This is a genomic window from Roseibium sp. MMSF_3544, assembly GCF_030732845.1.
Taxonomy (GTDB): domain Bacteria; phylum Pseudomonadota; class Alphaproteobacteria; order Rhizobiales; family Stappiaceae; genus Roseibium.
Genome location: NZ_JASHKA010000026.1, coordinates 1 through 26,312, shown reverse-complemented (window position 1 = coordinate 26,312; position 26,312 = coordinate 1). Strand labels below are relative to the sequence as shown.

The window sequence follows — 26,312 nt, the reverse complement described above, 5'->3', positions numbered from 1 at the left end:
GAAGCCAGTGCATGCGGACAACGCTCTTTTTGTTGTTGTTTTTCTGGTCGACACCCTTCGCTGCAAGCAATACCGATCTTGTCAGTGAGGCGGAAGCTCGTGCAATCGCAGCAGAAATACTTCTCCGGATTGAACCTTTTCACAACGAGATCATGGGGCTGCGCAACGAAGAGACGAACTTCGAGACGAACGATCGCGTTGCGGCCATGCTGGACGCGATCGCCGAAATCAGGGTGCCCTATCAGAAGGCCTTTCGGCGAGACATGCAAAACGGTGCGGCGAAGTTTGAGGCCGAGGAAAATGCGTCCCAGCTGTCCAAGGTCCGGATGTGTTTTGAGGTTGTAAAGGCGCTTGCGCGATTTGCGATCAAGAGTACGGAACCAAAAATCGGAGACCAGATCTCAAGCGGCATCCCAAGATATTATCTGGAATTTTTGAGCACCCGGCTTGAGTGCAGGCACCAACTCGGCGTGGACCTGCCCGATCGCTTAAAGTCTCCAAGGGACGTCTATCGCGCGTATCTCGACTTGATGGAGCAATCCCTGCTCGAAATGAGCGAGATAGATGATCCTGACTTCCTGGCAGAGTCAAAGGCGGACAGCGACAAGTGGGCTGATTTTCGGGAGCGCTTCATCTGGCGGCTCTATGCGGAACACCAATGGGAACTCTACAAACTCTACTCGATCACCTCTTCTTCCGGCCCCTTTTCGGAACAATTTGAAGAGACCATTCAGAAGCTCTGGCCGTGCCAGACACTCCATGGTTCCTACCGGCAACTGGTCGACAAATATGCCATCGCACTTGTTTTCGGGAACGAGACGTTGCTCAACCAACGTAATCTGTCGCGGCTGACGGCAAAATTCACTGAATGTGACGCTGCCCTGGCGGGCCGCTAGTCCCGCTGACGCGCTTTCACCGTTGTCTCTTTGACCCTGTGGGTGTGAGTCCACACGTTTCAAAAGCAATCGTCGTCATCCCGGCTGGAGCGAAGCGCAAGGCCGGGATCCAGTAACCTCTTGTCTGGCTGTTTTGCCAGTCGCCGGCTACACGGAATACTGGGTCCGGGTCTTGCCGCTGACGCGACAAACCGGGACGACAAATCCGAGAAACCATTCTGTGTCCCGGCCAAACGCAGCGCGAGCCGGGACCGGGGCACCCGGAAACTTGATTTCCTATCGAGAGCCTTTCCGATCCCGGATCTCCGCTTCGCTGCGTCCGGGATGACGATGGAGAGTTGTTGTGCAAGGGGCGATGCGAAAGTTCCCTCTCCCGGTGGGAGAGGGTTAGGGTGAGGGATCAAACGTTTGCATTTCGCACTTTGGTTTGTCCCCTCACCCGGCGCATTCGCGCCGACCTCTCCCAATAGGAGAGGTAACTGGCGTCCAGCGACCAAACGGCTGTTCAGCCCCAGTCAGAAACCACTCAATCATCCGACGCTGCAACGAGGCTGGCATTGCCGCCGGCGGCGGCGGTGTTGATCGAGACAACCTGTTCCAGAGCGAAGCGGGTCAGGTAGATCGGGCCACCGGCCTTGGGACCGGTACCGGAGAGGCCCGAGCCGCCAAAGGGCTGCGTGCCGACAACCGCACCAATCGTGTTTCGGTTGACATAAACGTTGCCGACGGAAAGCCGGTCGACGACCTTTGTCACCGTTGCATCGATCCGGCTGTGGACGCCGAGCGTCAGGCCGTAACCAGTAGACGCGATCTGATTCAGAACGGCGTCGATGTCGCTGGCCTTGTAGCGCACGACATGCAGCACCGGCCCGAAGACTTCGCGGGTCAGCGCTTCGGCCTTGTCCAGTTCGATGATATGCGGCGCGACCCAGGACCCGTTTGCCAGGGCGCCTGACGGCGTCTTTCCGGCAAAACGCAGGGTCTGGCTCTCCTTCATGTCGTCGATATGCGCCATGATATTGTCGCGTGCCTCATCATCGATCACCGGCCCGATATCGGTTGAGGGCTGACGCGGATCGCCGAGGCTCAGTTCCTGTGCCGCCCCCTGCAGCATATCCAGCAGCGTGTCGGCAACATCGTCCTGCACATAAAGCAAACGCAGCGCGGAGCAGCGCTGGCCGGCGGACCGGAAGGCCGACATCATGACATCGTCGCAAACCTGTTCCGGAAGCGCGGTCGCATCGACCAACATGGCGTTGATGCCGCCAGTCTCGGCAATGAGCGGCACGATCGGACCGCGCTTGGCGGCCAGTGTTCCATTGATCGCCCAGGCGGTCTCCGTCGACCCCGTGAAGGCCACGCCGGCAACGTCGTTGTGGGCCGTGAGCGCAGCTCCGATATCGCCTTCACCCGGCACCAGGAAAAATGCGTCCTCCGGAATGCCCGCCTTGTACATGAGTTTGGCGACTTCATAGGCGATCAGTGGCGTTTGTTCCGCCGGTTTTGCGACGACAGCGTTGCCGCCGAGAAGAGCCGCGCTGATCTGCCCGAGGAAGATTGCCAGTGGGAAATTCCAGGGCGAGATGCACACGAAAACGCCGCGGCCACGATAGCGGTACCTGTTTTCCTCGCCTGTCGGTCCCGGCATCAGGCGGCCTTCGCCGAACAGCGTGCGGGCTTCAACGGCATAATAGCGGCAGAAGTCGACCGCCTCACGGATTTCAGCAATCCCGTCAGGCAGGCATTTGCCGGCTTCCATGGACAGGATCATCATCAGCCGGTCACGGTTTTCCTCCAGAAGGTCCGCGAGCTTTTCGAGGGCCGCAGCGCGCTCGTTAACCGGCTTGCGGGACCATGCCTCAAACCCCTTTCTGGCCATCTCAATGGCCTTTTGCGCCGTTTCGACATCCGCGAACCGGACCGTGCCGACTTTTGTTGTCCCATCCATCGGCGCAAAGACCGGATGAGGTTCACCCGCCGTCACAAGTCCGGTTCCGAGCGGACCGGCTTGCGTGAACGGAGCCACCGTCTTGGCCATTCCGTCCACGAGCGCGGTGCGCTCTTCAGCGAAGCCGAATTCGATGCCTTCCGCGTTTTTGCGGCTCTCGCCATAAAGATCGATCGGCAGCGGGATCGAGCGATTGACGGCGTGGTGGCCGTTATCAAGGATTTCAGCGGGTCGCTTCAACATGGTGTCTATGGAGACGGAGGCGTCGCCGACAATCGTCACGAAGGACGAGTTGGCGCCGTTTTCCAGAAGGCGGCGGACCAGGTAGGCCAGAAGATCCTTGTAGCCGCCGACCGGCGCGTAGATCCGGCACGGAAACCCGTCCCGCTCGCAAACGGATTTATAAAGGCTCTCGCCCATGCCATGGAGGCGCTGGAACTCATAGCCCTCGGCAGATCCGCCGGCCAACTCGATGATCTGGGCGACCGTCAGGGCGTTGTGCGTGGCGAATTGCGGATAAAGCACGTCCCGCGCCGCGAGCATGCGCTTTGCGCAGCACAGATACGAAAGATCGGTTGCAGCCTTGCGCGTGAAGACCGGATACCCGTCCGCCCCTTCTTCCTGCGCGTGTTTGATCTCCGTGTCCCAGTAAGCGCCCTTGACGAGCCGAACCATCAGCTTGCGGTTGGTTTTGCGGGCAGCGTTTACCAGCCAGTCGATCACTTCGACGCCGCGTTTCTGATAGGCCTGCACGGCCAGTCCGAACCCGTCCCAGCCGTCGGTGACAGGATCGGCCAGAAGGGCTGCGATCACATCGAGCGAAATTTCGAGCCGGTCGGCTTCTTCCGCATCGACCGTGAAATTAAGGTTTCGGTCCTTCGCCATTTGCACCAGCTGGCGCAATTTCGGCAGCAGTTCGTCGCGGACACGCTCACCGTTGACGGCTTCATAACGCGGGTGAAGCGCGGAGAGCTTGACCGAAATACCGGGGCGGTTGGGCAGCGCCTGATCGCCCGCCGACTTGCCGATTGCTTCGATTGCATTGGCATAAGACTGGAAATAGCGCTCCGCATCCCTGGCGGTACGGGCGCCTTCACCGAGCATGTCATAGGAATATCTGTAGCCCTTGGCTTCCTGCGTCTTGGCTCTCTCAAGCGCCTTTTGGATCGTCTCTCCAAGGACGAACTGATGTCCGAGCAAGGTCATGGCCTTGCGGGTCGCAACACGAACCGTCGGCATGCCCATGCGTTTTACCAGACTGGACAAGATGCTCTGAGGCGTGTCGCCTGGATGGAGCAGCCGGGAGGTGACGCCCAGCGCCCAGGAAGATGCGGAGACGAGCCAGGTGTCTGATTTGTGACCGGACGGATCGTCGAACCGTGCAGCAGCCAGCTTGTCCTCGATCAGCTTGTCGGCGGTGCTTGCGTCCGGAACGCGCAACAAGGCCTCGGCGAGCACCATCATGGCAAGGCCCTCGCGGGTCGTCAGGCCGAACTCACGCATGAAGTCCTCGACGCCACCGAGACCGACCTGCACACCGCGCATGTCCTCGATATAGCCACGAGCGCGCTGGTCGATCAGTTTCTCGACAACCGGGTCGCCAACCGCCTCCTTCAACAGGGTTTCGACCAGCTTTTTCTCGTCAGGCGAATACGCCGCGCGAAACGGGTTCAGTTCGGTGTCTTTCACCGCCATCAAGGCAGCAGCGGTTGCGGTCATGCGCACCTCCCAATATGGCCCGCCAGGCCGAGACTATACATTTCTCTAAAATAGACGATTTTAAAGGATATTTTTCCCTATTTTTTGATCATTTTTCAGTGTATTTCTTTGAATCAAAGCCAATTTAAGCGAAAATCTCCATGTTAAATGCGACCGACCGGCGAATTCTCAAGGTGCTCCAGGAAGACGGCAGGATCACCAATACGGAGCTGTCCGAGCGCGTACGGCTGTCTCCGACCGCAACCGCCGAGCGCATGAAACGCCTCATTCGTGAAGGTTACATCGAGGGCTTCTCGGCAACACTCGATCCGAAGAAGGTCGAGCGGGGTCTGCTTGTCTTCGTTGAAATCCGGCTGGAAAGGACGTCGCCGGAAATCTTTGATGCCTTCAAGCTGGCAGTCGAACGCGCGGCCGATATCCTGGAATGTCATATGGTGGCCGGTGGTTTCGACTACCTGATGAAAAGCCGGGTCAAGGATATGGAAGCCTACCGGACGTTCCTCTCCGACGTGGTGCTTGCCCTTCCCGGTGTCCGCGAGACCCACACATATGCCGTCATGGAGGAAATCAAGGACACACACGTTTTGCCGGTTTAAAATGTCCGGGGCAAAAAGTCGGCGGGTGCCTTGCGCAAAAGGTATTCACAAAGCCTTGTCTTGACCGTGTCGCACTGCTTGCGCGAGGGAACGGCACCACTCATCGCGCATGAACCAGGGGATTTTGATGAATCGACTGCTCGCTGCCTTCGTCGGCCTTACCGGAATGATTGCCGCACCCTTTGCGGCGACCGCACAGGAACAGGACTGGCAATCGGTCCTTGAGGACGCGAAAGGGCAGACCGTCTACTTCCATGCCTGGGGCGGCGAACCACGCATCAATGCCTACATCCAGTGGGCAGCCCGGGAAGTCGAGCGCGACTTTGGTGTTCGTGTGGTGCATGTGAAAGTCAGCGACACGGCAAGCGTTGTTTCCCAGGTTCTGGCTGAAAAGTCGGTCGGCAAGGAAAGTGGCGGGGCCGTCGATCTCATCTGGATCAACGGAGAAAATTTCGCCTCCATGAAAGAAAACGGTCTGCTTGCCGAACCAGGCTGGGCCGAAACGCTTCCCAATTGGCAATATGTGGACGTGGAGAACAAGCCGACGGTCATTGTCGATTTCACGGTACCGACCGATGGCCAGGAAAGCCCCTGGGGTATGGCGAAGCTTGTTTTCATGTATGACAGCACCAGACTGGAAACGCCGCCGTCAGATCTTTCGGGTCTCCTGGAATATGCCCGCAACAATCCGGGCCGGTTCTCCTATCCGCAGCCGCCGAACTTTTACGGCACGACATTCCTTAAGCAGGCGCTTGCCGATACGGTCGCTGACCGGGACGTTCTGTCCAGGCCTGTCGACAGTGCGACATTCGATGAAACCGTCGCTCCCTTGTTCGAGTTTCTGGATGAACTCCATCCGCATCTTTGGCGCCAGGGCAAAACGTTTCCGAAAAACGCCGCTGACATGCGCCGGCTTTTGGCGGACAGCGAGCTGGATATCGCCTTTTCCTTCAATCCGGGCGACGCATCCGGTGCGATTGCCAATGGTGAACTGCCCGAAACCGTGCGCACATTCGTGTTTGAAGACGGTACGATCGGCAACACCCACTTCGTGGCAATTCCGTTCAACAGTTCGGCACAGCCCGGTGCGCAGGTCTTTGCAAACTTCCTCCTGAGCCCGATGGCCCAGACGCGCAAACAGGAACCGGAAATCTGGGGCGATCCGACGGTACTGAACGTGGCAGCCCTGCCCGCCAACGAGAAGGCGCTTTTCGACACGATGGATCTCGGACCGGCGACCCTTTTGCCAGAAGAGCTTGGTCCCGTTCTGCCCGAGCCGCACCCAAGCTGGGTCAGCGCGCTGGAAGAGGCCTGGCTGGAACGATACGGCGCTGGGAGCGAGTGAGGCTCCATTGCCGAAGGCGACCGGCGGTCCGGACATACCGACAATTCTTGTTGTGAGCCTGCTGGCAGGGCCTGTCTGTGCTGGACTCGCCGGCACGGTCTTGCCCGCCTTCGGCTACCTGCCCGTCCTTGGCTACCATACATTTTCGCTGGCACCCTTCTGGGAGCTTTTCAGGATGCCGGGTCTGTCGACCTCCGTTCTGTTGAGTTTTGGCACCGGCCTCGCGGCTTCTATCCTGTCGCTGGCAATCGTGCTCCTGTTCACTGCTGCATGGTCCGGGACGCGAACATTTCACCGCCTGACCCGTTTCCTGTCGCCGCTCCTGTCGGTCCCGCATGCTGCAGCTGCGATCGGGCTGGCCTTTCTGATTGCACCATCGGGATTTCTCGCGCGCCTAGTTTCTCCCTGGGCAACAGGGTGGACGCGGCCGCCAGACCTTCTGATCCTGAACGATCCAGCCGGGTATGCGATGACGCTCGGCCTTGTGGCCAAGGAAGTTCCGTTTCTTTTCCTCATGACCCTTGCCGCGCTCAACAGGCCGCATATCCGGGACTATTACAAGGCAGGCGCCAGTCTCGGATACGGCCGGATGAGCACGTTCTTCAAACTCATCCTGCCGCAGATCTATCCCCTGATCCGGCTGCCAATGCTCGCCGTGATCGCCTATTCGACGTCGGTCGTCGATGTTGCCCAGATCCTTGGGCCGACAACGCCTGCGCCCTTGGCGCCGCGCCTTGTTTCCTGGATGAACGATCCGGACCTGGCCAAGCGGTTGATGGCGTCCGCAGGCGCTCTTCTGCAGCTTGCCGTCAGCGCAGGTGCGCTCCTCACCTATCTCGGCCTGGAGCGCCTTGTCACCTTGTGGCTGACGTCTCGGTTTGAAAGCGGACACCGGCGAAGGGGCGATGCATTGGGCCGGCAGGCCGCTCTGGTTCCGATGCTGCTGGTCATCGCGATCATGACAGCCTCCCTGGCGCTGTTGGGGCTCTGGTCCGCCGCCAGATCCTGGTGGTTTCCAGCCGCTTTGCCACAGCGGTGGGGCATTGAACGCATGTTCGATGCCTTCGGCATGGGCGGACCTGCCCTTTTTGCAACGCTTGCGATCGCCGCCGCTGCAGCCGGTATTGCGACGGCCTTGGCGCTCTGGCTTCTGGAGGCGCGCGGTCATCGCAAAGTGCCCCTGCGTGGCAGGCTGAACACGCTCATTTTTCTACCCCTACTCCTGCCTCAAATCAGTTTTCTGTTTGGACTGCAGATGCTTTTCCTGCTCGCTGGTCTGAGCGGAAGTTTCGAGGCTGTTCTACTTGCCCATCTGATCTTTGTTTTTCCCTATGCCTTCCTCGCTCTGAGCGATCCCTGGAACCGGCTCGATCCGCGCTACGCCAAGGCGGCAGCATCCACAGGCGCTTCCAGGGCGCGCATTTTCTGGCAAATCCAGCTTCCCCTGTTGTTGCGTCCTGTTCTTGTGACCGCTGCGGTAGCCGCGGCAGTTTCAGTGGGCCAATATCTGCCGACCCTTATGATCGGCGCAGGCCGCATCGTCACGGTAACGACAGAGAGCGTCGCACTGGCAAGCGGAGGAAATCGTCAGGTCGCCGCTCTATATGCCCTGTTGCAGTTGATCATTCCCCTCGTCGGGTTCAGTCTCGCTGCGCTCGTTCCTTCCATCGTTTTCAGGCATCGTGCCGCCATGCGGCTGGAAAGGTAATTTTGAATGACAGGGTCAGGTGACAGCTCCGGTCTTCGGTTGAAGAATGTCGGCATCCGCCTGAACGGGCAGCCGCTTCTGGAGATCGATTGCCATATCCTGCCGGGGACGATCCTGACGATCATGGGCGAAAGCGGTAGCGGCAAATCCAGCCTGCTGGACTTTATCGCAGGTTTCCTGAGGCCGGATTTTCAGTCCGAGGGAAATGTGTTCTTGAACGGTGAGGACCTGACGTTTTTGCCCGCCCAGGAACGCCACATCGGGTTGATGTTTCAGGCACCGCTTCTGTTTCCACACATGTCGGTCCTTCAAAACCTTTTGTTTGCGATTCCGCCAAAGATCAGGGCACGCGCGGAACGCCGGCAACTCGCGCAACAGGCCCTTGAAGATGTCGGACTGGCCGGCTTTGGAGCACGCGATCCGGCGACCCTTTCCGGAGGACAGCAAACCCGCGTTGCCCTGATGCGGACACTGCTTGCCGAACCGAGAGCGCTTTTGCTGGATGAACCATTCTCCAGCCTCGACCAGACCCGCAGGTCGGACGTGCGCGACCTGGTGTTTCGTCTCGCCCGGGCGAACGACTTGCCGGTGCTGCTTGTCACGCACGACGAGGAAGACGCCCGGTCAGCCGGCGGCATGGTTCATTTTTTGGATGGCACGACAAACGAAAACGGCTGCTCCGAAACGAGGCAGCCGCAGATAGCTGTATCTGAACGGTAAAACCTATTCAGCCTGGTCGGCCGATTCGGCCTGCAGCAGCGAATAGTTGTCGATGCCGATCTGCTCGATCAGACCGAGCTGGGTTTCCAGGAAATCGATATGGCTTTCTTCGTCGCTCAGCAGCTTTTCGAAAAGCGCCATGGAGACATAGTCACCGAGATCGCGGCAGATCTCGCGCGCTTCGTGGTAGAGTGCGCGGGCGACGTATTCTGCAGCGAGGTCCCCTTCCAGGCATTCCTTGACATTCTGGCCGATCCGAAGCGGATCAAGGGTCTGCAAGTTGGGAAGGCCTTCCAGAAAAATGATCCGGTCCATCAGCTCCTGGGCATGCTGACGCTCTTCGTCGGCTTCTTCCAGTTCCTTGTCCGCAAGCTTGCCGAAACCCCAATCTGTAAGCAGCCGCGCATGCACCCAGTACTGGTTCACTGCCGTGAGCTCGTGCCGCAGAGCCTTGTTCAGATAATCGATGACTTGCGCTTCGCCCTTCATAAGACCCTCTCCAAACTATTGCCCCGCTGCCCGCTTGAGTGGCGCGGGCGCAGCCTGACTTTCCCTCGCCTCTTCAGACCCCTTTTCGTGAATGATGTCAATAACGGACGGAAAACAACTCCCGCATCTCGGCCGGCACCCCAGGTGGCGGAACACGGCCCCCGGCGTCGGCACCTTGCCGTTGGGATCTGCACGCATTTCTTCAGCGGCTTCGCGAAGCTGCTTTTCAGAAAGAACATTACAGGAGCAGATGATCATTGTAGGGTTCGCACAGGATCCGATTTCCCGGACATATTGGCACTAGGGGTTTAATGCGCAATAACGAAACCCCACTATAAGAGTCAACTTTTTCTGAATCTCGCGAACCGGCAAGGACCTGAAATGAGCGGCATGGACGCCTCCGATACCCGTCCGACACTCGTGCTGACCGGCGCAAGCCGCGGCATTGGACATGCGACCGTCAAGCGTTTTTCAGCCGAAAACTGGCGCGTGATCACCTGTTCCCGCCAGGCGTTTTCGGACAAATGCCCCTGGCCCATGGGTCCGGAGGATCACATACAGGTCGATCTGTCAGACCCTGAAAACCTCGGCTTCGCTGTCCAGGAAATTCGCAAGCGGCTTGAAGCCAACGGCTCACGCCTGAACGCACTGGTCAACAATGCCGGCATCAGTCCCAAGGGCGCCGAAGGTGAACGCCTGAATTCCCTGACCACGGCCATGCACGAATGGCGAACCGTGTTTCAGGTCAATTTCTTTGCCCCGATCTTGCTGGGACGAGGCCTCTTTGAGGAGCTCAACATTGCAAAAGGCTCCGTCGTGAACGTGACTTCCATCGCAGGAATGCGCGTGCACCCGTTCGCAGGAACCGCTTATGCAACGTCCAAGGCAGCGCTGGCAGCGCTCACGCGCGAGATGGCGGCGGACTTCGGACCGCATGGAATAAGAGTAAATGCCATCGCGCCCGGTGAAATCGACACCTCAATTCTGTCGCCGGGAACCGAAAAGATGATTGACAACATTCCGTTGCGGCGCCTCGGTCTTCCCAACGAAGTCGCAGACACAATCTACTATCTGTGTTCTGAGAAGTCGTCTTACGTGACGGGATCAGAGATTCACATCAACGGCGGACAACACGTTTGATCCGGCAACCTCAATTGTCAGTTGTGAAGAACAAGACTTAAATCGAGACCATCAGTAATTTGTCCGGATAATTGACAATATCCGGACATATTCAACTTGTCGAAATACGACAACAATTTACCTAAAATTCATCGCTCCCGCCAATACTGCGCTCAGGGAATTGCTGTTGTTGCAGCTATGCGGGGATCTTATGAAACGAATTCTGAAAACCTTGATCGACCTGAAGTTCGGCTTCAAGGTCGGTGGCGGATTTTTTGCAGTGCTGCTGTTGACTGCAGCCGTGGGCGCCGTCGGCTTCTTTGCGATCCAGAACCTTTCCTCAAGCTTCGTTGTCGCTGATCATGCAGCGCAGGTCGCGGGCCAGGTCCAGGCCACGTCTCTGAAGCGCGAAGATTATCTGAAGAACCCAACGGCCGAGCTGAGCACGGCGGTTCATCAGGAGATCGCAAAAATCGACGCGGCCCTGGAGGAGCTCGAGCACGAGGTCACCGGCGATCCGAGCGCAGAAACGCAGGTGCAGGGGGCAAAGGACGCAGTCGCCAAATTTGCGGCAACGTTCGAACAGGTGGTTGCTCAGAAGGACCAGCAAGCAGAACGTCTCGCGACACTGCAGGACAGCACGTCTGATCTCGGAAAGCTTGCGTTCAACATCACCGATGCGGTGGTCACCGAAGAAAAACGCGTCAGTGCCGAGGCCTTTTCGGCTGACAGCCGGCTCGATAACGCTCTGCAGATCCAACGCGGTGTTTTCGAACTCAAGGACAACGTCATCCAGATCCAGCTCATGTATCTGGAAGGCAGCGGCAATCTCCAGGGCGAGGCATTGGAGAACTCAATTCACATCGCCCGTGGCGTTGTCTCTTCCGCCAAACAGATCCGCTACAAACAGATCAAGGGTATGCCGTCCAAGACGCTTACTCAGCTTGACGTACAAGCGAACAACCTCCTCGACGCAGTCGAAAACCTAACCAAGGATCTCGGTTTCTCCGAAGCCTACGAAGCCCGGCTTGCGGTCGGCGAAGGCATTGCCGGCATGAACAGCCAGACGGTCGAAGTGCTGAAGCAGGTTGCCCCTGTCGTCGACCAGGCAAAATCCGACGCGCTGTCGGCTTCGACCCGGCTCGCGACAATCCGTGCAATTTCCGACAAGGCGAAATCGTTGAGCCAGAAAGCTGAGTCGACACGGGCGGAACTGCTCTATCTGTTTGGCTCTTTCGGGGCAGAAGATACGGTTCCCGTCAAAGAACAGATCGCGGCGCTCGCGAAGCTGGAAGAAGACCTTGTGAAATACGCAAAGGTTCTTCCGACGGCGGCTGAAGCAATCGAGTCGATCCCGGTCTCCATTGCGATGCTCGACAGGTCCTTCAAGGATATGCTGCTCGCAAAGGATGAACTGACACTCAAACTTCAACAACTGGATGATCTGACCAGAACGGTCAGCGGCGACATTGCAGCAATCTCGAACGCTCAGTCACAGGCTGCGAACTCTGCCGCGAGCGCGGCGGAAATGCAGATCATCATGACAATCCTGCTCGCAATCCTGGGCGGTGTCGGTCTTGCGTTCGTGCTGAACATGGCGATCACACGTCCGATCCAGACGATCACCAACGTCATGCGCCGTCTCGCGGACGGGGACAATGAAGTGGATATTCCGGGCCTCGATCGCGGCGACGAGATCGGCCACATGAGCCGCACGGTTCAGGTTTTCCGCGACAACGCGATCGAACGCACCAATCTTCAGGCGCAATCGACACAGGAAGAAGCTGCGCGACAAGAACGCCAGCAACGGGTCGACGACCTGATCAACGGCTTCCGCGCGACCGCCGAGGACGCGCTCGGTTCCGTCGGCACGACAGCCGATGGACTCGACAACACGGCTCGGGCACTGACCGAGATCGCCCGCGACAGCGCCGGATATGCCAGCGAGACACAATCCTCATCGAACGAAACAACAAACAACGTTCAGACCGTCGCAAGCGCTGCCGAGGAATTGGCCGCCTCGATTGGCGAGATTTCGCGGCAGGTCGCTCAAACCACCGAGATCGTGGACCGGGCGACAACGGGAACACGCGTGACCAACGAAAAGGTCGAGGGTCTTGCAGAGGCCGCGACGAAAATCGGTGAGGTCGTAACGCTGATCCAGGCAATTGCCGAACAGACCAATCTTCTGGCGCTCAACGCGACCATCGAAGCGGCCCGTGCCGGCGAGGCTGGCAAAGGCTTCGCGGTTGTTGCAGCCGAGGTCAAGGAGCTGGCGACACAAACCTCAAGAGCCACTGAGGAAATCAGCTCCCAGATCACTGAAATCCAGAATGCCACCAAGGAGTCGGTCGTTGCTATCGGTGAGATCACCGAGACGATGAACGAGGTCAACAGCTACACGACCGCGATTGCATCAGCGGTTGAGCAGCAGGGCGCGGCGACGGCAGAGATTTCGCAGAACGTCCAGCGTGCGGCAGAAGGCACCGGAGCGGTCTCCTCCTCCATGAGCCAGCTGTCCCAGGCCGTCGACCAGACCTCGTCTTCCGCAGACATGGTTCTTTCGGCTTCCGGTGAACTCACGGAAAAGACCGACCACTTGAAACGGGAAGTCGAGCACTTCTTGTCGGAAGTCGCCGCAGCCTGAGTTAGTTGACAAAGTGGCCAAGAGGGCGGGAGTGGCATGCACTCCCGCCCTTTTCCATTCTGCCGGTGCCGAAACCGTTGACCTGCGCGTGCGGGCGGACTAAGGCGGAGCAACAACCGAACCACCCAAGATCGAGAGCCTATCGTGGCGGACACGTCGAACGCGCCCAGTTTTGCCCCTTTCGGACAACCGCCAAGTCAATCCTGGCCCGTGATTCTGGAGACGAAGGGCTGGAAGGACTACCGTCTTTTGGACATGGGCCGCGGCGAGAAGCTTGAACGCTACGGACGCTTCACGATCGTGCGGCCGGAACCGCAAGCGATGGGTGTGCGAAACCTCAAGGAAGGCGTCTGGAACCGTGCAGACGCCGTCTTTTCCGGTGATACGGAAGAAGAAGGGCCAGGACGCTGGAAATTTGCCGGCAATGTCCCGGAAACATGGCCGATGTCCTATGGCCCGGTGCGCTACAATGGCCGGTTCATGTCGTTTCGCCACGTGGGCGTTTTTCCGGAACAGGCTGCACATTGGGAGTGGGTCAACGGCAAAGTCCGGGCCGAAAAGGAACGTGCGCCCGACAAGCCGCTGAAAATCCTCAATCTGTTTGGATATACCGGACTGGCATCCCTGCTTCCAGCAACGGAGGGCGCCCAGGTAACCCATGTCGACGCGTCCAAGAAGGCGATCGGCTACGCCCGCGAAAACCAGGCCCTGTCAGACCTGGAAGACCTGCCTATCCGCTGGATTTGCGAAGACGCCTCAAAATTCGTCGCCCGGGAAGTCCGGCGCGGCAACACATATGACGGTATCATTCTCGACCCACCGAAATACGGACGCGGACCCAAAGGTGAGGTCTGGGACCTCTACACAAGTCTGCCGGGAATGCTCGATGATCTCCGGCAGCTGCTGACCAAAGAGTCCCTTTTCATGATCCTGACGGCCTATGCGATCCGCTCCAGCTTCGTGTCTATCCACGAGCTCATGGCTGAGACGCTCGCCAAGCAGGGCGGACTTCTGGAGTCGGGCGAACTGGTGATCCGCGAGGAAAACGGCGAGCGCGCCTTGTCGACGTCGCTGTTTTCCCGTTGGAGCAGCCGGTAGCCCGGGTCCGCACCCCTAGGGTACGGACCCATAAATGAAGCCGATTTGGCGGCATAAATGGCGAAATCACGCAAGGAAGCGTGTGAAGAGCGGGCTTTATGCCCGGTCAAGCGCGTTGACGCTGCGAGGTGAAGCCATTTTGCCGTCCTTCGGATTTGGCCGTTTAAGAGCCCTTTTGAAGACTACGGAGCCACTTGATGGAGCCAATTCAGCTCATACCAAGGCGCGGAGCGCAGTGCGATGTGGCGCATCGGGCAAGCTCCGCAACGCTGGAGATGGGCTGAATTGGCCCACCGAAGGCCCGGTTTTCAGACCCGCCGGACGTCGTTGCGCCCTGCTTGCGGTCATCAGACCGCCGCGCAGATCGCGCCTAGCCGCCAGACCCGAAAACCGGGTCAAGCGGCTCTGTAGTCTTCAAAAGGGCTCTAACCATCTGCTTCGTCGCGAAAGGCTTGAAAATGAACCACATTTCCTGCGCTTTCGCTCCTTGCCGCTGGTCAAAACGATCCAAACCAAATTGACTTCATTTATGAGTCCGTCCCCTGGTCCTCATTCGGCTGCAATTGCAGGCTGGAAGTTGTCGTTCGACCGAGGCGTCTTCGCTTCAGCCTGCGTCTTCAGCGCTGCGGCCTCCGACGCGCTCAACTGTGCGAGTTTGTGCCTGCGTGCATAGACAAGCGCGAACATTGGCGGCGCGAAATAGAACGAGATCACCGTCGACAGCAACACGCCCCCGGCAATCGACATGGCAAAGGGAGGCCAGAAACCGCCACCGCCGACAATCAACGGCAAAAAGCCTCCGAAGGTGGTCAGCGTCGTTGAAACGATATGACGGCTCGACCCCATGACAACGTCAACCATTGCAGTCCGGTCTCCGTCTACCGCGGCTTCGTTTTGTTGCATCCCGGTCAGAATGATGATGGCGGCGTTTATCGATACCCCAATGGAACCGATCACACCGATGATTGCGTTAATGCCGAAGGGATACTGAAACACGGCCAAGGCGAAAATGCTCAAGCCGGCGGACAGTATCGCGACCAGGAACGTGACGATTGACAGGCGGAACGAATTGAACGTCAGCACGATCGCGGCAATCGAAAGCGGAACGATCAGGCCCAACGAGCCAATCAGGTTTGTCAACGTGTCGTCTCTGGCGTCCGAGTCGCCACCTGTTTCGATGCGATAGCCTTCGGGCATCTCAAATCCGGCGGCGACCATTTCCGATTGCAGTTTCTTGAGCGCTTCTTCCGGCAAAACGCCGTATTGGACAAAGGCCTGGACAGTGTTGGTCCGTTCCCCGTTGCGCCGGTTGATCTGGCCTTCTGCCGGTTCGACGCGGATATCCGCGATTGCAGACAGCGGGACACCCTGATAGCCCGCCCCGCCCGGCGCACCCCCGGCGGGCAGGATCGGCAAACTTGCGATACGCACCAGATCGCCTCTGCTGTCATCGCCAATACGCACTCTGACCGGCAGTTCTTCCGTGCCTTCGATCAGGCTGCCGCCCGTTGCCCCTTCAAGGGTCGCTTCGAGCTGACGGGCAACGTCACCAAGTCCGAGACCCAGGAGGCGGGCCTTGTCCTCATTGACGGACATCTTCAGTTTCGGCGACCCGCCATCCAACGTCGTGCGAACCACGGTGACTTCTTCCACACGGGCTGCAAGCCGGCGCAGGGCATCGCCCTGTTCGCGCAGGACCTCCAGCGAAGGTCCGACCAGGCGCAGCTCAACCGGAGCGTCGACGGGCGGTCCCTGCACCAGGTCACGCACGAGAATACGGGCGTTCGGGAACTGCCGTGACAGGGTCTGTTGCAGCTCCGGAACCAGGCGAACGGTTTCGTCCTCAGAAGCCGTCTTCACGAGAGCCTGCGCGAAGGCGGGCGCCTGATCGCGATTGCCGACGATATTGTAGTAAAATGCGGGTGCACTCCTGCCGACGACCCAGGAAACCTGCTCGATCCCATTTGTGACGGCCAGAACGCGGTCAATCTCAAGGGCCGTATTGGAGGTCTCGGCAATTGCGCTTCCATCCGCTAGTTCAACCTCGATGTGAAACTGGTTCCGGTCGACACCAGGGAAAAACTGCGCGGTAAGGGTCGGCATGCTCAGAAAACCGACGACCGGCAGAACAAGTGCCAGGGCGACCGAGCTTGCCGGATTGCGCATCGCCATTTGAAGCGAAAAGCGGAAAGGACCGGCAAGAAGCGATGAAACAATGGATTTTCTGACGGGGCCACCTTCGCTGCCGGCGGGCAGCAACCAGCCTGCAATCGCAGCTGTCAGGGTAACGGCGACGACGAAAGACCATAGCAGCATGATGATCACGGCAATCGCGATTGCCCCGACGAAGTCACCCGCCGGACCCGGCAGCAGCACCATCGGGGTGAAGGACAGTGCGGTGGTTACGGTCGAGGCAAGCAAGGGTGCGAAAAGACGACGAACCGCCTTGCCGACCGCCTGGCTCCGGCCAAGTCCTTTCCGAAGCGCCTGTCCGATCTCATCCGTCATGACGATGCCGGCATCAACCAGCAGCCCGAGGGCGACGATCAGACCGGTCAACGACATCTGGTGAAGCGGCAGGCCGATCATGCTCATGGTCGCAAAGGAGGCGAGCGTGACCACGGGCAGAACCATTGCAACGATAAAGGCAGACCTGAACCCCATGGTCACCAGCAGAACGGCAACAACGAGACCCATGCCGATCGCAATGTTGACGCCGACATTGGACAGACGATCGATCGTGTAAACACTCTGGTCAAAGACAAGTTCATGCTCGATCGAATAGGGCATTGTTTTTTCGAACCCGGCGATGCGCTCACGCACGCGTTCCATCCAGGTATCGACCTGGAGCCCGTCGGCAATCTTGGCCGCGACAAGAATGGCGGGCCGTCCGGCGGAAAACGCCATCTCCTCTGCCGGTTCCCTCTTGCCTTTCGTCACCACGGCGACGTCGCCGACGCGGGTGACGATGCCGGTTTCGCTGACCGAAACCGGCACCTGCCGAATACGGTCGAGAGCTGCGATCTCTCCTTCGACCTCGATCAGGAACTCACGGTCGAGGTTGCGCAGGCGCCCGGCCCGAACCTTGGCATCCGCGTTGCTGATTGCGGAAGACACCTGGTCAACTGTGAGCGAAAGCGATGTCAAAAGCGCCGGATCGATCCGGACCAGGATTTCCTCTTCGATCTCTCCGAAAATCTCCACCGACTTGGTTCCGGGCACATTGCGCAAAGTGTCCGACAATGCTTCTGCATAGCGCAGCAGAACGGCTTCGGAGACGTTATCGTGCCGCGGGACAAGTGCGCTGATGGATGCAAAGGCACCTGCTCCGTCCGTGCTGAATTCGGGCTCCTGAACCCCTTGCGGAAACTCCCTCGTCGCATCACCGATCTTGTCTCGGATCTCGGACCACGCCTGTTCGATGACGTCTTCGTTCAAAGTGTCGAGCAGCTCGATCTGGATAATCGAAATGGATGAACCGGACGTTGATTCGATCACATCGATCTCTTCGATCTCCCGAAGTTCATCCTCGATTTTTTCGGTGACCAGCGCTTCGACCCTGGCCGGGTCGGCACCCGGATAAACCGTTGTCACCGTTGCAAAAAGGTTGGTGATCGTCGGGTCTTCCTGGCGCCCGATACCGACCAGTGCAGACAGTCCAGCGGCGACAATGACGAGAATCGTGAGTGCAACCAGCCGGGGTTGCCGGAAAAACAGGGTCGCCATGGCCTTAAACTCCGCTGCCGATCAGGTTGACGCTTTGTCCGACCACCACGCGGTGCACGCCATCGGCGACGATCCTCGTGTCGGTGGAGATTGTGCCACGCACGAAGGCTCTTTCCGCGTCCGCCGTCAGGACTTCGACCGCTTCCTGCCTGATCACGAAGCCTTCGCCATCTGCTCCGGGGCCGTCTTCAACGACGGCCAGAAGCGTCCACAAGCCTCGCGGTCCTTCCTTGAGCGCGGCTGTCGGCACCCAGAAGCCATCTGTCTCCACCCTCTCGGTCAGGGTGAGCTCGGCAAGCCGGCCGAATTGAGGGGCCACATCCGTGGTCTCCAACTCAAACAGTGTCTCAATCGTGCGGGTGCTTGTTTCCAGGTCCGGACGCAATCCGGACAGCCGTGCATCAAAAAGTCGATCCGAAATGCGAACCCGAAAGACGTCATCGCGTGCGAGGCGGTCGACAACCTCGGGCGCAAGCCCAATACGGACGGTCGGCCTGGCAATTTCGAGCAAGCGCAAAACAGGAGCGCCGGGCGACACGGTCGCCCCTTCATCCAGGAGCCGCTCGCCAACCGTTCCGTCAAACGGCGCTGTCAGAACCGACTTTTCAAGATTGATGTTGATTGCTTCTACAGCCGCGTCGATCTGCTCAAGCGTTGCCTCCAGTCTTGACAGGGACAGCCTGGCTTCGTCGAGCACCTGGTCGCTGACATGGCCGCTATCACGCAGCTGCTGCCGGCGTTCGAGCGTAAGCGCGGCCAGCTCCCGGTCAGCCTCGGTCGCCCGGCGATTGGCAAGTTGCCGCCGTTTTTCAGCTTCAAGAGCCCGAGTATCCAGGACCGCGACCACATCGCCTTCGCGCACCTCGTCGCCTTCGTCGAAGGAAATCTGGTTGATCGTTCCGGAAAGCTCGAAACCGAGATCGGTGCTTCGCGCGGGCTCAAGACGTCCGACAAAACTCCGGGTGACATCATAGCCGGATTGGTAATCGGGAGCTGTTGCCTGAACCTCGACGAGGGGAGCGGCCTCAATTGGCGTCTTTTCCTCGGCCCTCATCTGAATGGTGCTTACGCCGATCATGACCGCTGCGGCGGCAATACCGAGGTTGATGGAGAAGGTGGTCAGGCTAATGAGCCTGCGGCCAAGACGCTTCAGCAATCCGTCGCGACGCGCCACAGTCTCCGGAACGGAATTCTCGTTCGACATTGTCAGGTCCTCACCTTCGCTTTGGCGTTGCTGTTTGCTGCCCAGTGGCTTCCAAATGTAAACAGCTCTAACTATGTTACAGTTGCTAACATATGTTAGACGAATTAACTTCGACAAGAGATTCAAACAAAAAAAGTTCGGAAACGCCGGAAAATGGCCAAAAAAACGGTCCAGAAAAAAAGCGCCTATCACCATGGTGACCTGCACGGTCAGCTTGTCGCTGCTGCAAGAAGCCTGATTGAAGAACACGGCCCGGACGGATTTTCCATGTCCGACGCCTGCCGTCTTGCAGGGGTCAGCACCGCCGCTCCCTATCGCCACTTTGCGTCGAAGCAGGATCTCCTGACGGAGGTGGCAAAGGACGGCCTGCAGCGGCTTGGTGCCCAGATGGAAGAAAACGCATCGCAGCATCCGCGCGGCACGATTGAGTCGATTTCGGCAATCGGGCGCGCCTATGTGAATTTTGCGCTCCGCGAACCGCATACATTCCGATTGATGTTCAGCACCCGCGCACATTCCGGCCGCATCGAGGAACTGAAGGAAGTTGGGCGGGCCTCCTATGGCGTGCTGCTGCGTGAAGTGGCGCGCTACACGGGCGAACACGACATCACGGAAACCGTCGTCCGCAATGCCTTTCCGCTCTGGACCCAGGTGCACGGATTGTCGTTCCTGGCGATTGACGGCAAGCTCGAAGTCACAGCGTTTCCGGTCAATATCGACGAGTCGATCCTGATCGCGACGGAGCGCCTGCTGCCGCCACCTTTCCGCCCGCAGACTTGACCGCCTCCTTGCTTGCCCCTAATCCAGCCTGACGAACGAAAACCAGATTGCGGCTCCCGAGCGAGACATGTCCCAGAAAGGCAAAGAAATGCGCCAGGGCGCGGTGAAGCAAATCACCAGCCACTCAAACCCGATCGTCAAGGAAATCAAGGGCCTTGTCGCCCAGCGCAAACACCGGAACCAGTCCGGCCTCTTCGTCGCGGAAGGTCTGAAACTGGCGACAGACGCGCTGGAAGCCGGATGGACCGTGCGGTATCTGGCCCTCGGTCCGGAGGCGCGGGAGAATGCGCTTGCCCAAAAGGCAGCCGCGACCGCCAAGGCCCGCGGCGCACTGATTCTCGAAGTTTCGACGGCAGTGATGTCCGCCATGACCCGCAAGGACAATCCGCAGACGGTCGTCGGGGTCTATGAGCAAAAAGTCCTGCAGGCCAAGGACATCGATACCGACAGAGCCACGGTCTGGGTCGCCCTGGATCGCGTACGTGATCCGGGCAATCTCGGAACCATCATCCGGACCGTGGATGCCGTTGGCGGAAGCGGTGTCGTTCTTGTCGGTGACTGCACCGATCCGTTCGCCGTAGAAGCGGTTCGTGCGACCATGGGCTCCCTGTTTCATGTGTCGCTCGCCAAAATGACGAAGGAAGACTTCAAAGCATTTGCAGCGAAGTGGCCGGGAACTGTGGCGGCCACCCACCTCAAGGGCTCTGTCGACTACCGGACACCTGACTACTCCGAGCCGGTTCTCCTCGTCATGGGCAACGAGCAGCAAGGTCTGGAAGACGACATGGCGGCGGTGTGTCCGACCCTCATCCGCATTCCCCAGACCGGCCAGGCAGACAGCCTTAATCTGGCGGTCGCTACCGGCGTCGCCCTATATGAAATCCGTCGAAATCACCTGGAGCTCTGAAAAAATGCGTCTCTTCGTTTTTGGCGTTGGCTTTTCTTCCAAGGCGTTTGTCGAAGAAGTGCGCGAGCACTTCGACTGGATCGGCGGTACGACGCGGTCGCCTGAAAAGGCTGAAACGCTGAGGGGCCTCGGGATTGAACCTTTTCTTTTCAACGGCGAGGGAAAGGGTGACGGCATCGCCGAAGCGCTTCAACAGGCGACGCATGTGCTGGTTTCTATCGCACCCGATGAGACCGGCGACCTGGTCCTCAACCAGCATGCCGGCGACATTGCAGCAGGGCGGCCAGAGTGGATCGGCTACCTGTCCACCGTCGGCGTCTACGGCAACCACGACGGCGCCTGGGTTGACGAGGACACGCAGTGCAAGCCTGTTTCGAAACGATCGGTTCAACGTGTTGCCGCTGAAAACGCCTGGTCGGCGTTTGCGAGCGAGAATACGTTGCCGGTCCAAATCTTCCGCCTGTCGGGGATCTATGGCCCGGGCCGCAACACGTTTGAAAACTTCAGGAAGGGAAAGGCGCGGCGGCTGGTCAAGCCGGGCCAGGTTTTCAACCGGATCCATGTTGCAGACATTGCAGGCGCCCTGAAGCTTGCCATGCAGCAGCCCTCGACCCGGATCTACAATGTAACCGACGACGAACCGGCACCGCCCCAGGACGTCGTGACTCACGCGGCGGAATTGCTGGGTGTCGAAGCTCCACCGGAAATACCCTTCGAGACCGCAGACCTGACACCGATGGCACGCTCTTTCTACGGCGAGAACAAGCGGGTTTCCAACAGGCGAATCAAGGACGAATTGGGCTACACTTTCCGCTACCCCAACTACCGGACAGCGCTCAAAGATCTGCTGCCCACCCTGTAGGCACCTCCTGCACCGATCCCAGACCGTTAGGCGGTTCAACACAATGCGCATTGCCTGGAAGATTTTCGGAATTTCCCTGATCGTGTTTCTGATCATGGCAACTGCGGCCACCTACTCGATTTACAAGATCTTCGAGATCAACAAGGAGCTCCAACTCATTTCGCAGGTCTATTCGCCCCTCAGGCATGAGGTGGCGCAGATCGAGGTGATCGCCCTGCAGGAAGAACTCGAACTGGAGCGGGTGGAAAAACTGGAAGCAGAGCTGCGAGCGGATCGGCTGGAGGCTCTCAGCTACGACAAGTCCCAGGCAGAAATCGATACCGCTGTCAGTCAGAGTCCCGAGCTTGTGGCCAGGATCCGGCAGTTGGAAGCGCGATTGGAAGTGGGCCTTGCGCTTTTTGATGAAAACGCCAACAAGGTCGAATCCCTCCTGCGTTCCGCAGAAAGACGTGTGCAGTCCGCACAGGACACGGCAACGTCGCTTCAGGACAAGCTGGAACTGGCAGCGCTTTATCCGACACTGATCGCGATTGAGACCCAACACAGCAGCTTCCACAGCCAAGCCCTCAATCTGGTTCAGTCTTCTGACCTTCCGCCGGCGGCGCGGGAGAAACTCGAAGAACAGCTCGAGCATGAGGAGCAAAAGCTCACGGAAAGGCTCGATTCCCTGCGCGAGCATGTCAGCGAATTCACCGACAATGCAATTGCAACGGCAGCCCTTCATGAACAGCAGGCGCTTTACGCGAGCATCGCTGCAACCGCTGCAGCCGGAGCTCTTGCGCTGCTGCTGTCCTCTCTTGTCATAACAGGTATCCTGAAGCCGATGCGGGCGCTTTCGACTGGTGCAAAACGTGTCGAAGAAGGTGATTTCGAAGTCCGGCTGACGCCATTGTCACGCGACGAAATCGGAGCGCTGACGCACAGTTTCAACACCATGGTCGACGGGCTCAGATCAACACAGAAAATCAAGGATACGTTCGGCCAGTATCTCGATCCCCGTGTCGTGTCGGGTCTCATCACCGACCAGTCGGATGCAACAGCCGGTCAGAAGAAGGTCGTGTCGGTCTACTTCTCCGATCTTGCGGACTTCACGACGATCTCGGAGCAATTCACGCCTGCAGGTCTGGTTCGCGTCCTCAATCGCTATCTCGACCTGATGTCTTCCGAGATCACGGACCGGGAGGGCGTGATCGACAAATATATCGGCGACGCGATCATGGCGTACTGGGCTCAGCCCTTCAGCGATGACGGCGACCAGGCCGCGCTCGCTGTCGAAAGCGCCCTCAGCAATATCCGTCTGATGGAGCAGTTCCAGAAAGAACTGCCCGAGCTGACTGGTCTTCAAAAAAACCTGCCTGTCCTGCAGCAGCGTATCGGGATTGCCACCGGTGAAGCCGTGATCGGGTCCATCGGTTCTGAAAAGACCAAGAACTACACGATCATGGGTGACACGGTGAACCTGGGCGCGCGGCTTGAAGGCGCCAACAAGATCTACGGCACGCAGATACTTGTTTGCGAAAGAACCCGGAACACGGCCCTCGGCATCGAATTCAGGGCCGTCGACAAGATCCAGGTAAAGGGCAAGACCGAACCCACAAGCGTTTATACGCCGCTTGCCCGGTCAGACGACATGACGGATGAGCTGATACGTCTGCAAACCTGGTCGGAAACGGCACTGCATTCTTTCGCAGAAGCGCGCTGGCAGGACGCAAGGCAGGGCTTTGAAGAGATTGCCGCCGCCTATCCGGAGGACAAGATTGCTCCCGTCTTCCTGAACCGGCTGCAGCTGATCTCTGCAGAAGGCGCACCGGATCGCTGGGACGGTGTGTGGCACCTCAATTCTAAGTAACCGGAACCAACCTCGTCTGCCCCGTGCCGGGCGCCCGGGAAGACGAAATCGCCGGATCCGGCCTTGACGGCGCCTGATCTACGCTCCAGCTTCGGCACCGAACAGACAACCTTAATACTTGTCGAGGGGTGGAAACGATGAGCACATGGCGCGTTTACTTGTCCGGTGAAATTCACACGGACTGGCGGGAGCGGATCATTGACGGCGTCAAGGCTCTTGACCTGCCGGTCGAGTTCTCGGCACCGGTCACGGATCACGGGGCGAGCGACGATTGCGGCGCCTTCATACTTGGCGGCGAGGACAAGAAGTTCTGGTATGACCACAAGGGCGCGAAGGTCAACGCGATCCGCACACGCACCCTGATCGAAAAAGCCGACATTGTCGTTGTGCGTTTCGGCGATCAGTACAAGCAATGGAATGCGGCGTTCGATGCAGGCTATGCTGCAGCGCTCGGCAAGTCGCTGATCGTCGTGCACGACCCTTCCCTGACGCATCCGCTCAAGGAAGTCGACGGCGCGGCACTTGCCGTGGCCGAGACCTCGGAACAGGTCGCCGATATCCTGAAATATGTGATCCTCGGTCAGTTGAACCGCTGAGATCAACGCTCCCCGGCCGGGTGGAATTTCTCCGGCCGGGATTTACGCCGGCGGCTGTGCGGCCGCAATGCGCCTTTACGTCTTACCTTGAAATTAACAAATTCATTACCATACTAAGTGATAGTAAGACTTCCCGCGTATGTTAGCCGGGTAAGTTGATTTCTCCATAAATCGAACTGCGCACAGAACTGCGGCAGCCAAGATTAGCTGCGTGGAACTGCGTTTATTTCAGGAGAAAAATCACGAAGTACTTTAGTATTAAAATAAACACTGTCATCAAGACGTCTAAATGTCAGGCTACGAGTAAGGCTTGTACGTCTTGATGCGATAAAGTTGGAAAGTAAGATCCATGCAACATGGAAACGTAAAGTGGTTTGATCAGCGCCGAGGTATCGGCACGATCGAACCGGAAGACGGGGACGACATCCTCGTTGACATCTCGGCCCTGCACCGGTCCGGCATCGACACCTTGAAAGAAGGCCAGCTCGTGGCATTCGACCTGGAGTGGCGCCGCGGTCAGATGGTGGCTGAAGACCTGAAAGTCCTGTAAAGTCCTCTTTCTGGACTTTCCGAAAACAAGGGCGGTTCGACCGCCCTTTTTTATTGGGAAATTTTTTTTGAAGATTATTTGAGGTTTGCCATGGATTTGGACGCGAGGCTGCAGGACGGGATCGCCGCGCACAGAAAGGGCGATCTGGAGACCGCTCAGGACATCTATCTTGAAATTCTGGATGCCGATCGTGAGCACCCTGACGGGTTGCATTTCCTGGGGTTGTTACACTTCGATGCCGGCCGGACCGAAAGTGCCATCGGGCTCATCGAAAGGTCCCTGGAACTAAACCCCCAAAACACCTCGGCCTTGAACAATCTCGGCAACATTTTGAAACTGACCGGCGAGCCCAGGGCGGCGTTCGCCGCCTACGTCCGCGCCGTGGAAATCGACTCCAGGCATGATGACGCCTGGAAGAACATCAATCATTTGTTGCGCGCATCCGGCGATTACGAGGAAGTTCTCGAGATCATGTCCGAGATCGTCCGCCTCGATCCGGAAAATCCGAGCGCATGGCACACCTACGGTCTCGCACTGATGTTTACCGGCCGGCAGGAGGAGGCTTCGGACGCTTTCGAGAAGTCACTCAACTTCGATGATGCCAAGGCCCCGACAGCCCTTTGGCGCGCACGTGTCCTGGGAGCTCTCGGACGGACGGATCTGTCGCAAAAGCATTTTGAAAGGATCGTCGAAGCCGATCCGGACAACAAGGCGGCGCAGTATCATCTTTCCGCCGTGCGCGGGGACAAGTTGGAACACGCCCCGGAAGACTATGTCAAAACCCATTTCGACAAGTTTTCGGATTCGTTCGACGAAGTCCTTGAGGGGCTCGGCTACCGTGCGCCGGAACTTGTCGCAGAAGACGTGGTTGCGCTCGCGGGTCAAAGATCCGCCCCGTTTGAGGATGTGGTCGATCTGGGCTGCGGAACCGGCCTGTGCGGTCCGCTCATTCGAGACCATTGCGTCAGGCTGACCGGTGTCGACCTGTCGAAGGGCATGATGGAAAAGGCTGCGCAACTCAATGCGTACGACTATCTCGTAGAAGGGGAACTTGTCGCCTTTTTGAGTTCGGATCTTCCGACGCCCTTCGACCTTGCCGTGTGCGTCGACACGCTTTGCTATATCGGCAATCTCCGGCCTTTCATGAAAGCGCTTTACGGCGCGCTGAAGCCCGGCGGCAAACTTGTCGCCAGCGTCGAACACTTGACCGACGATACAGGCGCAGACTTCCGCGTCGACAGCTCGGGCCGTTATGCGCACACGCCGAACTATATCCGCCAATGCGCCGAGGAGGCTTCACTTGCCTATGCGCAGGACCGGCAGGAAGTGCTGCGGCGTGAACTGGGCGAGGACGTTCACGGTCTCATCTTTCAGGTGCAACGGCCGCTGTCGGACTGAGACTGCATACGCAGCGCCTGGACCGGCAACGCGCCGGTGCTGGTTGAGGGTCGACAGGTAGGCTAGGGTACGGACTCATAAATGAAGCCGATTTGGCGGCATAAATGGCGAAATCACGCGAGGAAGCGTGTGAAGAGCGGGCTTTATGCCCGGTC

20 protein-coding genes are annotated in these 26,312 nt (G+C 58.5%); 15 read left to right on the top strand and 5 right to left on the bottom strand.

The window, feature by feature from the left end:
• Positions 1-11 precede the first annotated feature (11 nt).
• Positions 12-896 carry a hypothetical protein gene (locus RBB47_RS26140; protein WP_305988857.1) on the top strand — a complete coding sequence of 295 codons (885 nt, stop codon included), beginning with the start codon at positions 12-14 and terminating at the stop codon, positions 894-896.
• A 526-nt stretch (positions 897-1,422) separates the two neighbouring features.
• On the opposite strand, the gene putA is transcribed toward RBB47_RS26140, so the two are convergent.
• Positions 1,423-4,563, bottom strand: a complete 3,141-nt coding sequence (gene putA, locus RBB47_RS26135) for a bifunctional proline dehydrogenase/L-glutamate gamma-semialdehyde dehydrogenase PutA (RefSeq protein WP_305988856.1) — start codon at positions 4,561-4,563, stop codon at positions 1,423-1,425.
• A gap of 140 nt (positions 4,564-4,703) precedes the next feature.
• Here putA and RBB47_RS26130 point away from each other — a divergent pair, with 140 nt between their 5' ends.
• The 4 genes from RBB47_RS26130 (at position 4,704) to RBB47_RS26115 (ending at position 8,932) form a co-directional block, all read left to right on the top strand.
• Positions 4,704-5,159, top strand: coding sequence for a winged helix-turn-helix transcriptional regulator (locus RBB47_RS26130; protein ID WP_305988855.1), 456 nt, complete (start codon positions 4,704-4,706; stop codon positions 5,157-5,159).
• A gap of 127 nt (positions 5,160-5,286) precedes the next feature.
• On the top strand, positions 5,287-6,504 hold the full coding sequence (locus RBB47_RS26125; protein WP_305988854.1) for an ABC transporter substrate-binding protein: 1,218 nt from the start codon (positions 5,287-5,289) through the stop codon (positions 6,502-6,504).
• Positions 6,505-6,511: 7 nt separating this feature from the next.
• On the top strand, positions 6,512-8,212 hold the full coding sequence (locus RBB47_RS26120; protein WP_305988853.1) for an ABC transporter permease: 1,701 nt from the start codon (positions 6,512-6,514) through the stop codon (positions 8,210-8,212).
• A gap of 6 nt (positions 8,213-8,218) precedes the next feature.
• Positions 8,219-8,932, top strand: coding sequence for an ATP-binding cassette domain-containing protein (locus RBB47_RS26115; protein ID WP_305988852.1), 714 nt, complete (start codon positions 8,219-8,221; stop codon positions 8,930-8,932).
• Between the two features lie 3 nt (positions 8,933-8,935).
• On the opposite strand, the gene bfr is transcribed toward RBB47_RS26115, so the two are convergent.
• A complete protein-coding gene (gene bfr, locus RBB47_RS26110) occupies positions 8,936-9,421 on the bottom strand; it encodes a bacterioferritin (RefSeq protein ID WP_305988851.1) in 486 nt (161 codons plus the stop codon).
• Between the two features lie 15 nt (positions 9,422-9,436).
• On the bottom strand, positions 9,437-9,679 hold the full coding sequence (locus RBB47_RS26105; protein ID WP_305988850.1) for a bacterioferritin-associated ferredoxin: 243 nt from the start codon (positions 9,677-9,679) through the stop codon (positions 9,437-9,439).
• Positions 9,680-9,802: 123 nt separating this feature from the next.
• Between RBB47_RS26105 and RBB47_RS26100 the strand changes: the two genes are divergently transcribed.
• The 3 genes from RBB47_RS26100 (at position 9,803) to RBB47_RS26090 (ending at position 14,285) form a co-directional block, all read left to right on the top strand.
• On the top strand, positions 9,803-10,561 hold the full coding sequence (locus tag RBB47_RS26100; protein ID WP_305988849.1) for an SDR family NAD(P)-dependent oxidoreductase: 759 nt from the start codon (positions 9,803-9,805) through the stop codon (positions 10,559-10,561).
• Between the two features lie 190 nt (positions 10,562-10,751).
• Positions 10,752-13,187, top strand: a complete 2,436-nt coding sequence (locus RBB47_RS26095; RefSeq protein ID WP_305988848.1) for a methyl-accepting chemotaxis protein — start codon at positions 10,752-10,754, stop codon at positions 13,185-13,187.
• 141 nt (positions 13,188-13,328) lie between these two features.
• Complete coding sequence (locus RBB47_RS26090; protein WP_371932860.1) at positions 13,329-14,285, top strand: class I SAM-dependent methyltransferase; 957 nt, start codon at positions 13,329-13,331, stop codon at positions 14,283-14,285.
• A gap of 549 nt (positions 14,286-14,834) precedes the next feature.
• Here the strand turns inward: RBB47_RS26090 and RBB47_RS26085 are convergent.
• A complete protein-coding gene (locus RBB47_RS26085) occupies positions 14,835-18,011 on the bottom strand; it encodes an efflux RND transporter permease subunit (protein ID WP_305988846.1) in 3,177 nt (1,058 codons plus the stop codon).
• A 4-nt stretch (positions 18,012-18,015) separates the two neighbouring features.
• A complete protein-coding gene (locus tag RBB47_RS26080; RefSeq protein WP_305988845.1) occupies positions 18,016-19,215 on the bottom strand; it encodes an efflux RND transporter periplasmic adaptor subunit in 1,200 nt (399 codons plus the stop codon).
• A 153-nt stretch (positions 19,216-19,368) separates the two neighbouring features.
• On the opposite strand from RBB47_RS26080, the gene RBB47_RS26075 reads away from it, so the two are divergent.
• The 7 genes from RBB47_RS26075 (at position 19,369) to RBB47_RS26045 (ending at position 26,157) form a co-directional block, all read left to right on the top strand.
• A complete protein-coding gene (locus tag RBB47_RS26075) occupies positions 19,369-19,995 on the top strand; it encodes a TetR/AcrR family transcriptional regulator (RefSeq protein WP_305988844.1) in 627 nt (208 codons plus the stop codon).
• A gap of 67 nt (positions 19,996-20,062) precedes the next feature.
• Entirely contained in the window at positions 20,063-20,902 is an 840-nt protein-coding gene (locus RBB47_RS26070; protein WP_305988843.1) for an RNA methyltransferase, read from the top strand.
• 4 nt (positions 20,903-20,906) lie between these two features.
• Complete coding sequence (locus tag RBB47_RS26065; RefSeq protein ID WP_305988842.1) at positions 20,907-21,764, top strand: SDR family oxidoreductase; 858 nt, start codon at positions 20,907-20,909, stop codon at positions 21,762-21,764.
• A gap of 43 nt (positions 21,765-21,807) precedes the next feature.
• A complete protein-coding gene (locus tag RBB47_RS26060) occupies positions 21,808-23,613 on the top strand; it encodes an adenylate/guanylate cyclase domain-containing protein (protein ID WP_305988841.1) in 1,806 nt (601 codons plus the stop codon).
• A gap of 137 nt (positions 23,614-23,750) precedes the next feature.
• On the top strand, positions 23,751-24,209 hold the full coding sequence (locus RBB47_RS26055; protein ID WP_305988840.1) for a YtoQ family protein: 459 nt from the start codon (positions 23,751-23,753) through the stop codon (positions 24,207-24,209).
• 349 nt (positions 24,210-24,558) lie between these two features.
• On the top strand, positions 24,559-24,759 hold the full coding sequence (locus RBB47_RS26050; protein ID WP_305988839.1) for a cold-shock protein: 201 nt from the start codon (positions 24,559-24,561) through the stop codon (positions 24,757-24,759).
• A gap of 90 nt (positions 24,760-24,849) precedes the next feature.
• A complete protein-coding gene (locus tag RBB47_RS26045) occupies positions 24,850-26,157 on the top strand; it encodes a tetratricopeptide repeat protein (protein ID WP_305988838.1) in 1,308 nt (435 codons plus the stop codon).
• Positions 26,158-26,312 lie beyond the last annotated feature (155 nt).

What these genes read in the sequence shown, in the direction of transcription:
- RBB47_RS26140 (WP_305988857.1), top strand. Translation starts at nt 12, where the DNA reads ATGCGGACAACGCTCTTTTTGTTGTTGTTTTTCTGGTCGACACCCTTC.
- putA (WP_305988856.1), bottom strand. Translation starts at nt 4,563, where the DNA reads ATGACCGCAACCGCTGCTGCCTTGATGGCGGTGAAAGACACCGAACTG.
- RBB47_RS26130 (WP_305988855.1), top strand. Translation starts at nt 4,704, where the DNA reads ATGTTAAATGCGACCGACCGGCGAATTCTCAAGGTGCTCCAGGAAGAC.
- RBB47_RS26125 (WP_305988854.1), top strand. Translation starts at nt 5,287, where the DNA reads ATGAATCGACTGCTCGCTGCCTTCGTCGGCCTTACCGGAATGATTGCC.
- RBB47_RS26115 (WP_305988852.1), top strand. Translation starts at nt 8,219, where the DNA reads ATGACAGGGTCAGGTGACAGCTCCGGTCTTCGGTTGAAGAATGTCGGC.
- bfr (WP_305988851.1), bottom strand. Translation starts at nt 9,421, where the DNA reads ATGAAGGGCGAAGCGCAAGTCATCGATTATCTGAACAAGGCTCTGCGG.
- RBB47_RS26105 (WP_305988850.1), bottom strand. Translation starts at nt 9,679, where the DNA reads ATGATCATCTGCTCCTGTAATGTTCTTTCTGAAAAGCAGCTTCGCGAA.
- RBB47_RS26100 (WP_305988849.1), top strand. Translation starts at nt 9,803, where the DNA reads ATGAGCGGCATGGACGCCTCCGATACCCGTCCGACACTCGTGCTGACC.
- RBB47_RS26095 (WP_305988848.1), top strand. Translation starts at nt 10,752, where the DNA reads ATGAAACGAATTCTGAAAACCTTGATCGACCTGAAGTTCGGCTTCAAG.
- RBB47_RS26085 (WP_305988846.1), bottom strand. Translation starts at nt 18,011, where the DNA reads ATGGCGACCCTGTTTTTCCGGCAACCCCGGCTGGTTGCACTCACGATT.
- RBB47_RS26080 (WP_305988845.1), bottom strand. Translation starts at nt 19,215, where the DNA reads ATGTCGAACGAGAATTCCGTTCCGGAGACTGTGGCGCGTCGCGACGGA.
- RBB47_RS26075 (WP_305988844.1), top strand. Translation starts at nt 19,369, where the DNA reads ATGGCCAAAAAAACGGTCCAGAAAAAAAGCGCCTATCACCATGGTGAC.
- RBB47_RS26070 (WP_305988843.1), top strand. Translation starts at nt 20,063, where the DNA reads ATGTCCCAGAAAGGCAAAGAAATGCGCCAGGGCGCGGTGAAGCAAATC.
- RBB47_RS26065 (WP_305988842.1), top strand. Translation starts at nt 20,907, where the DNA reads ATGCGTCTCTTCGTTTTTGGCGTTGGCTTTTCTTCCAAGGCGTTTGTC.
- RBB47_RS26060 (WP_305988841.1), top strand. Translation starts at nt 21,808, where the DNA reads ATGCGCATTGCCTGGAAGATTTTCGGAATTTCCCTGATCGTGTTTCTG.
- RBB47_RS26055 (WP_305988840.1), top strand. Translation starts at nt 23,751, where the DNA reads ATGAGCACATGGCGCGTTTACTTGTCCGGTGAAATTCACACGGACTGG.
- RBB47_RS26050 (WP_305988839.1), top strand. Translation starts at nt 24,559, where the DNA reads ATGCAACATGGAAACGTAAAGTGGTTTGATCAGCGCCGAGGTATCGGC.
- RBB47_RS26045 (WP_305988838.1), top strand. Translation starts at nt 24,850, where the DNA reads ATGGATTTGGACGCGAGGCTGCAGGACGGGATCGCCGCGCACAGAAAG.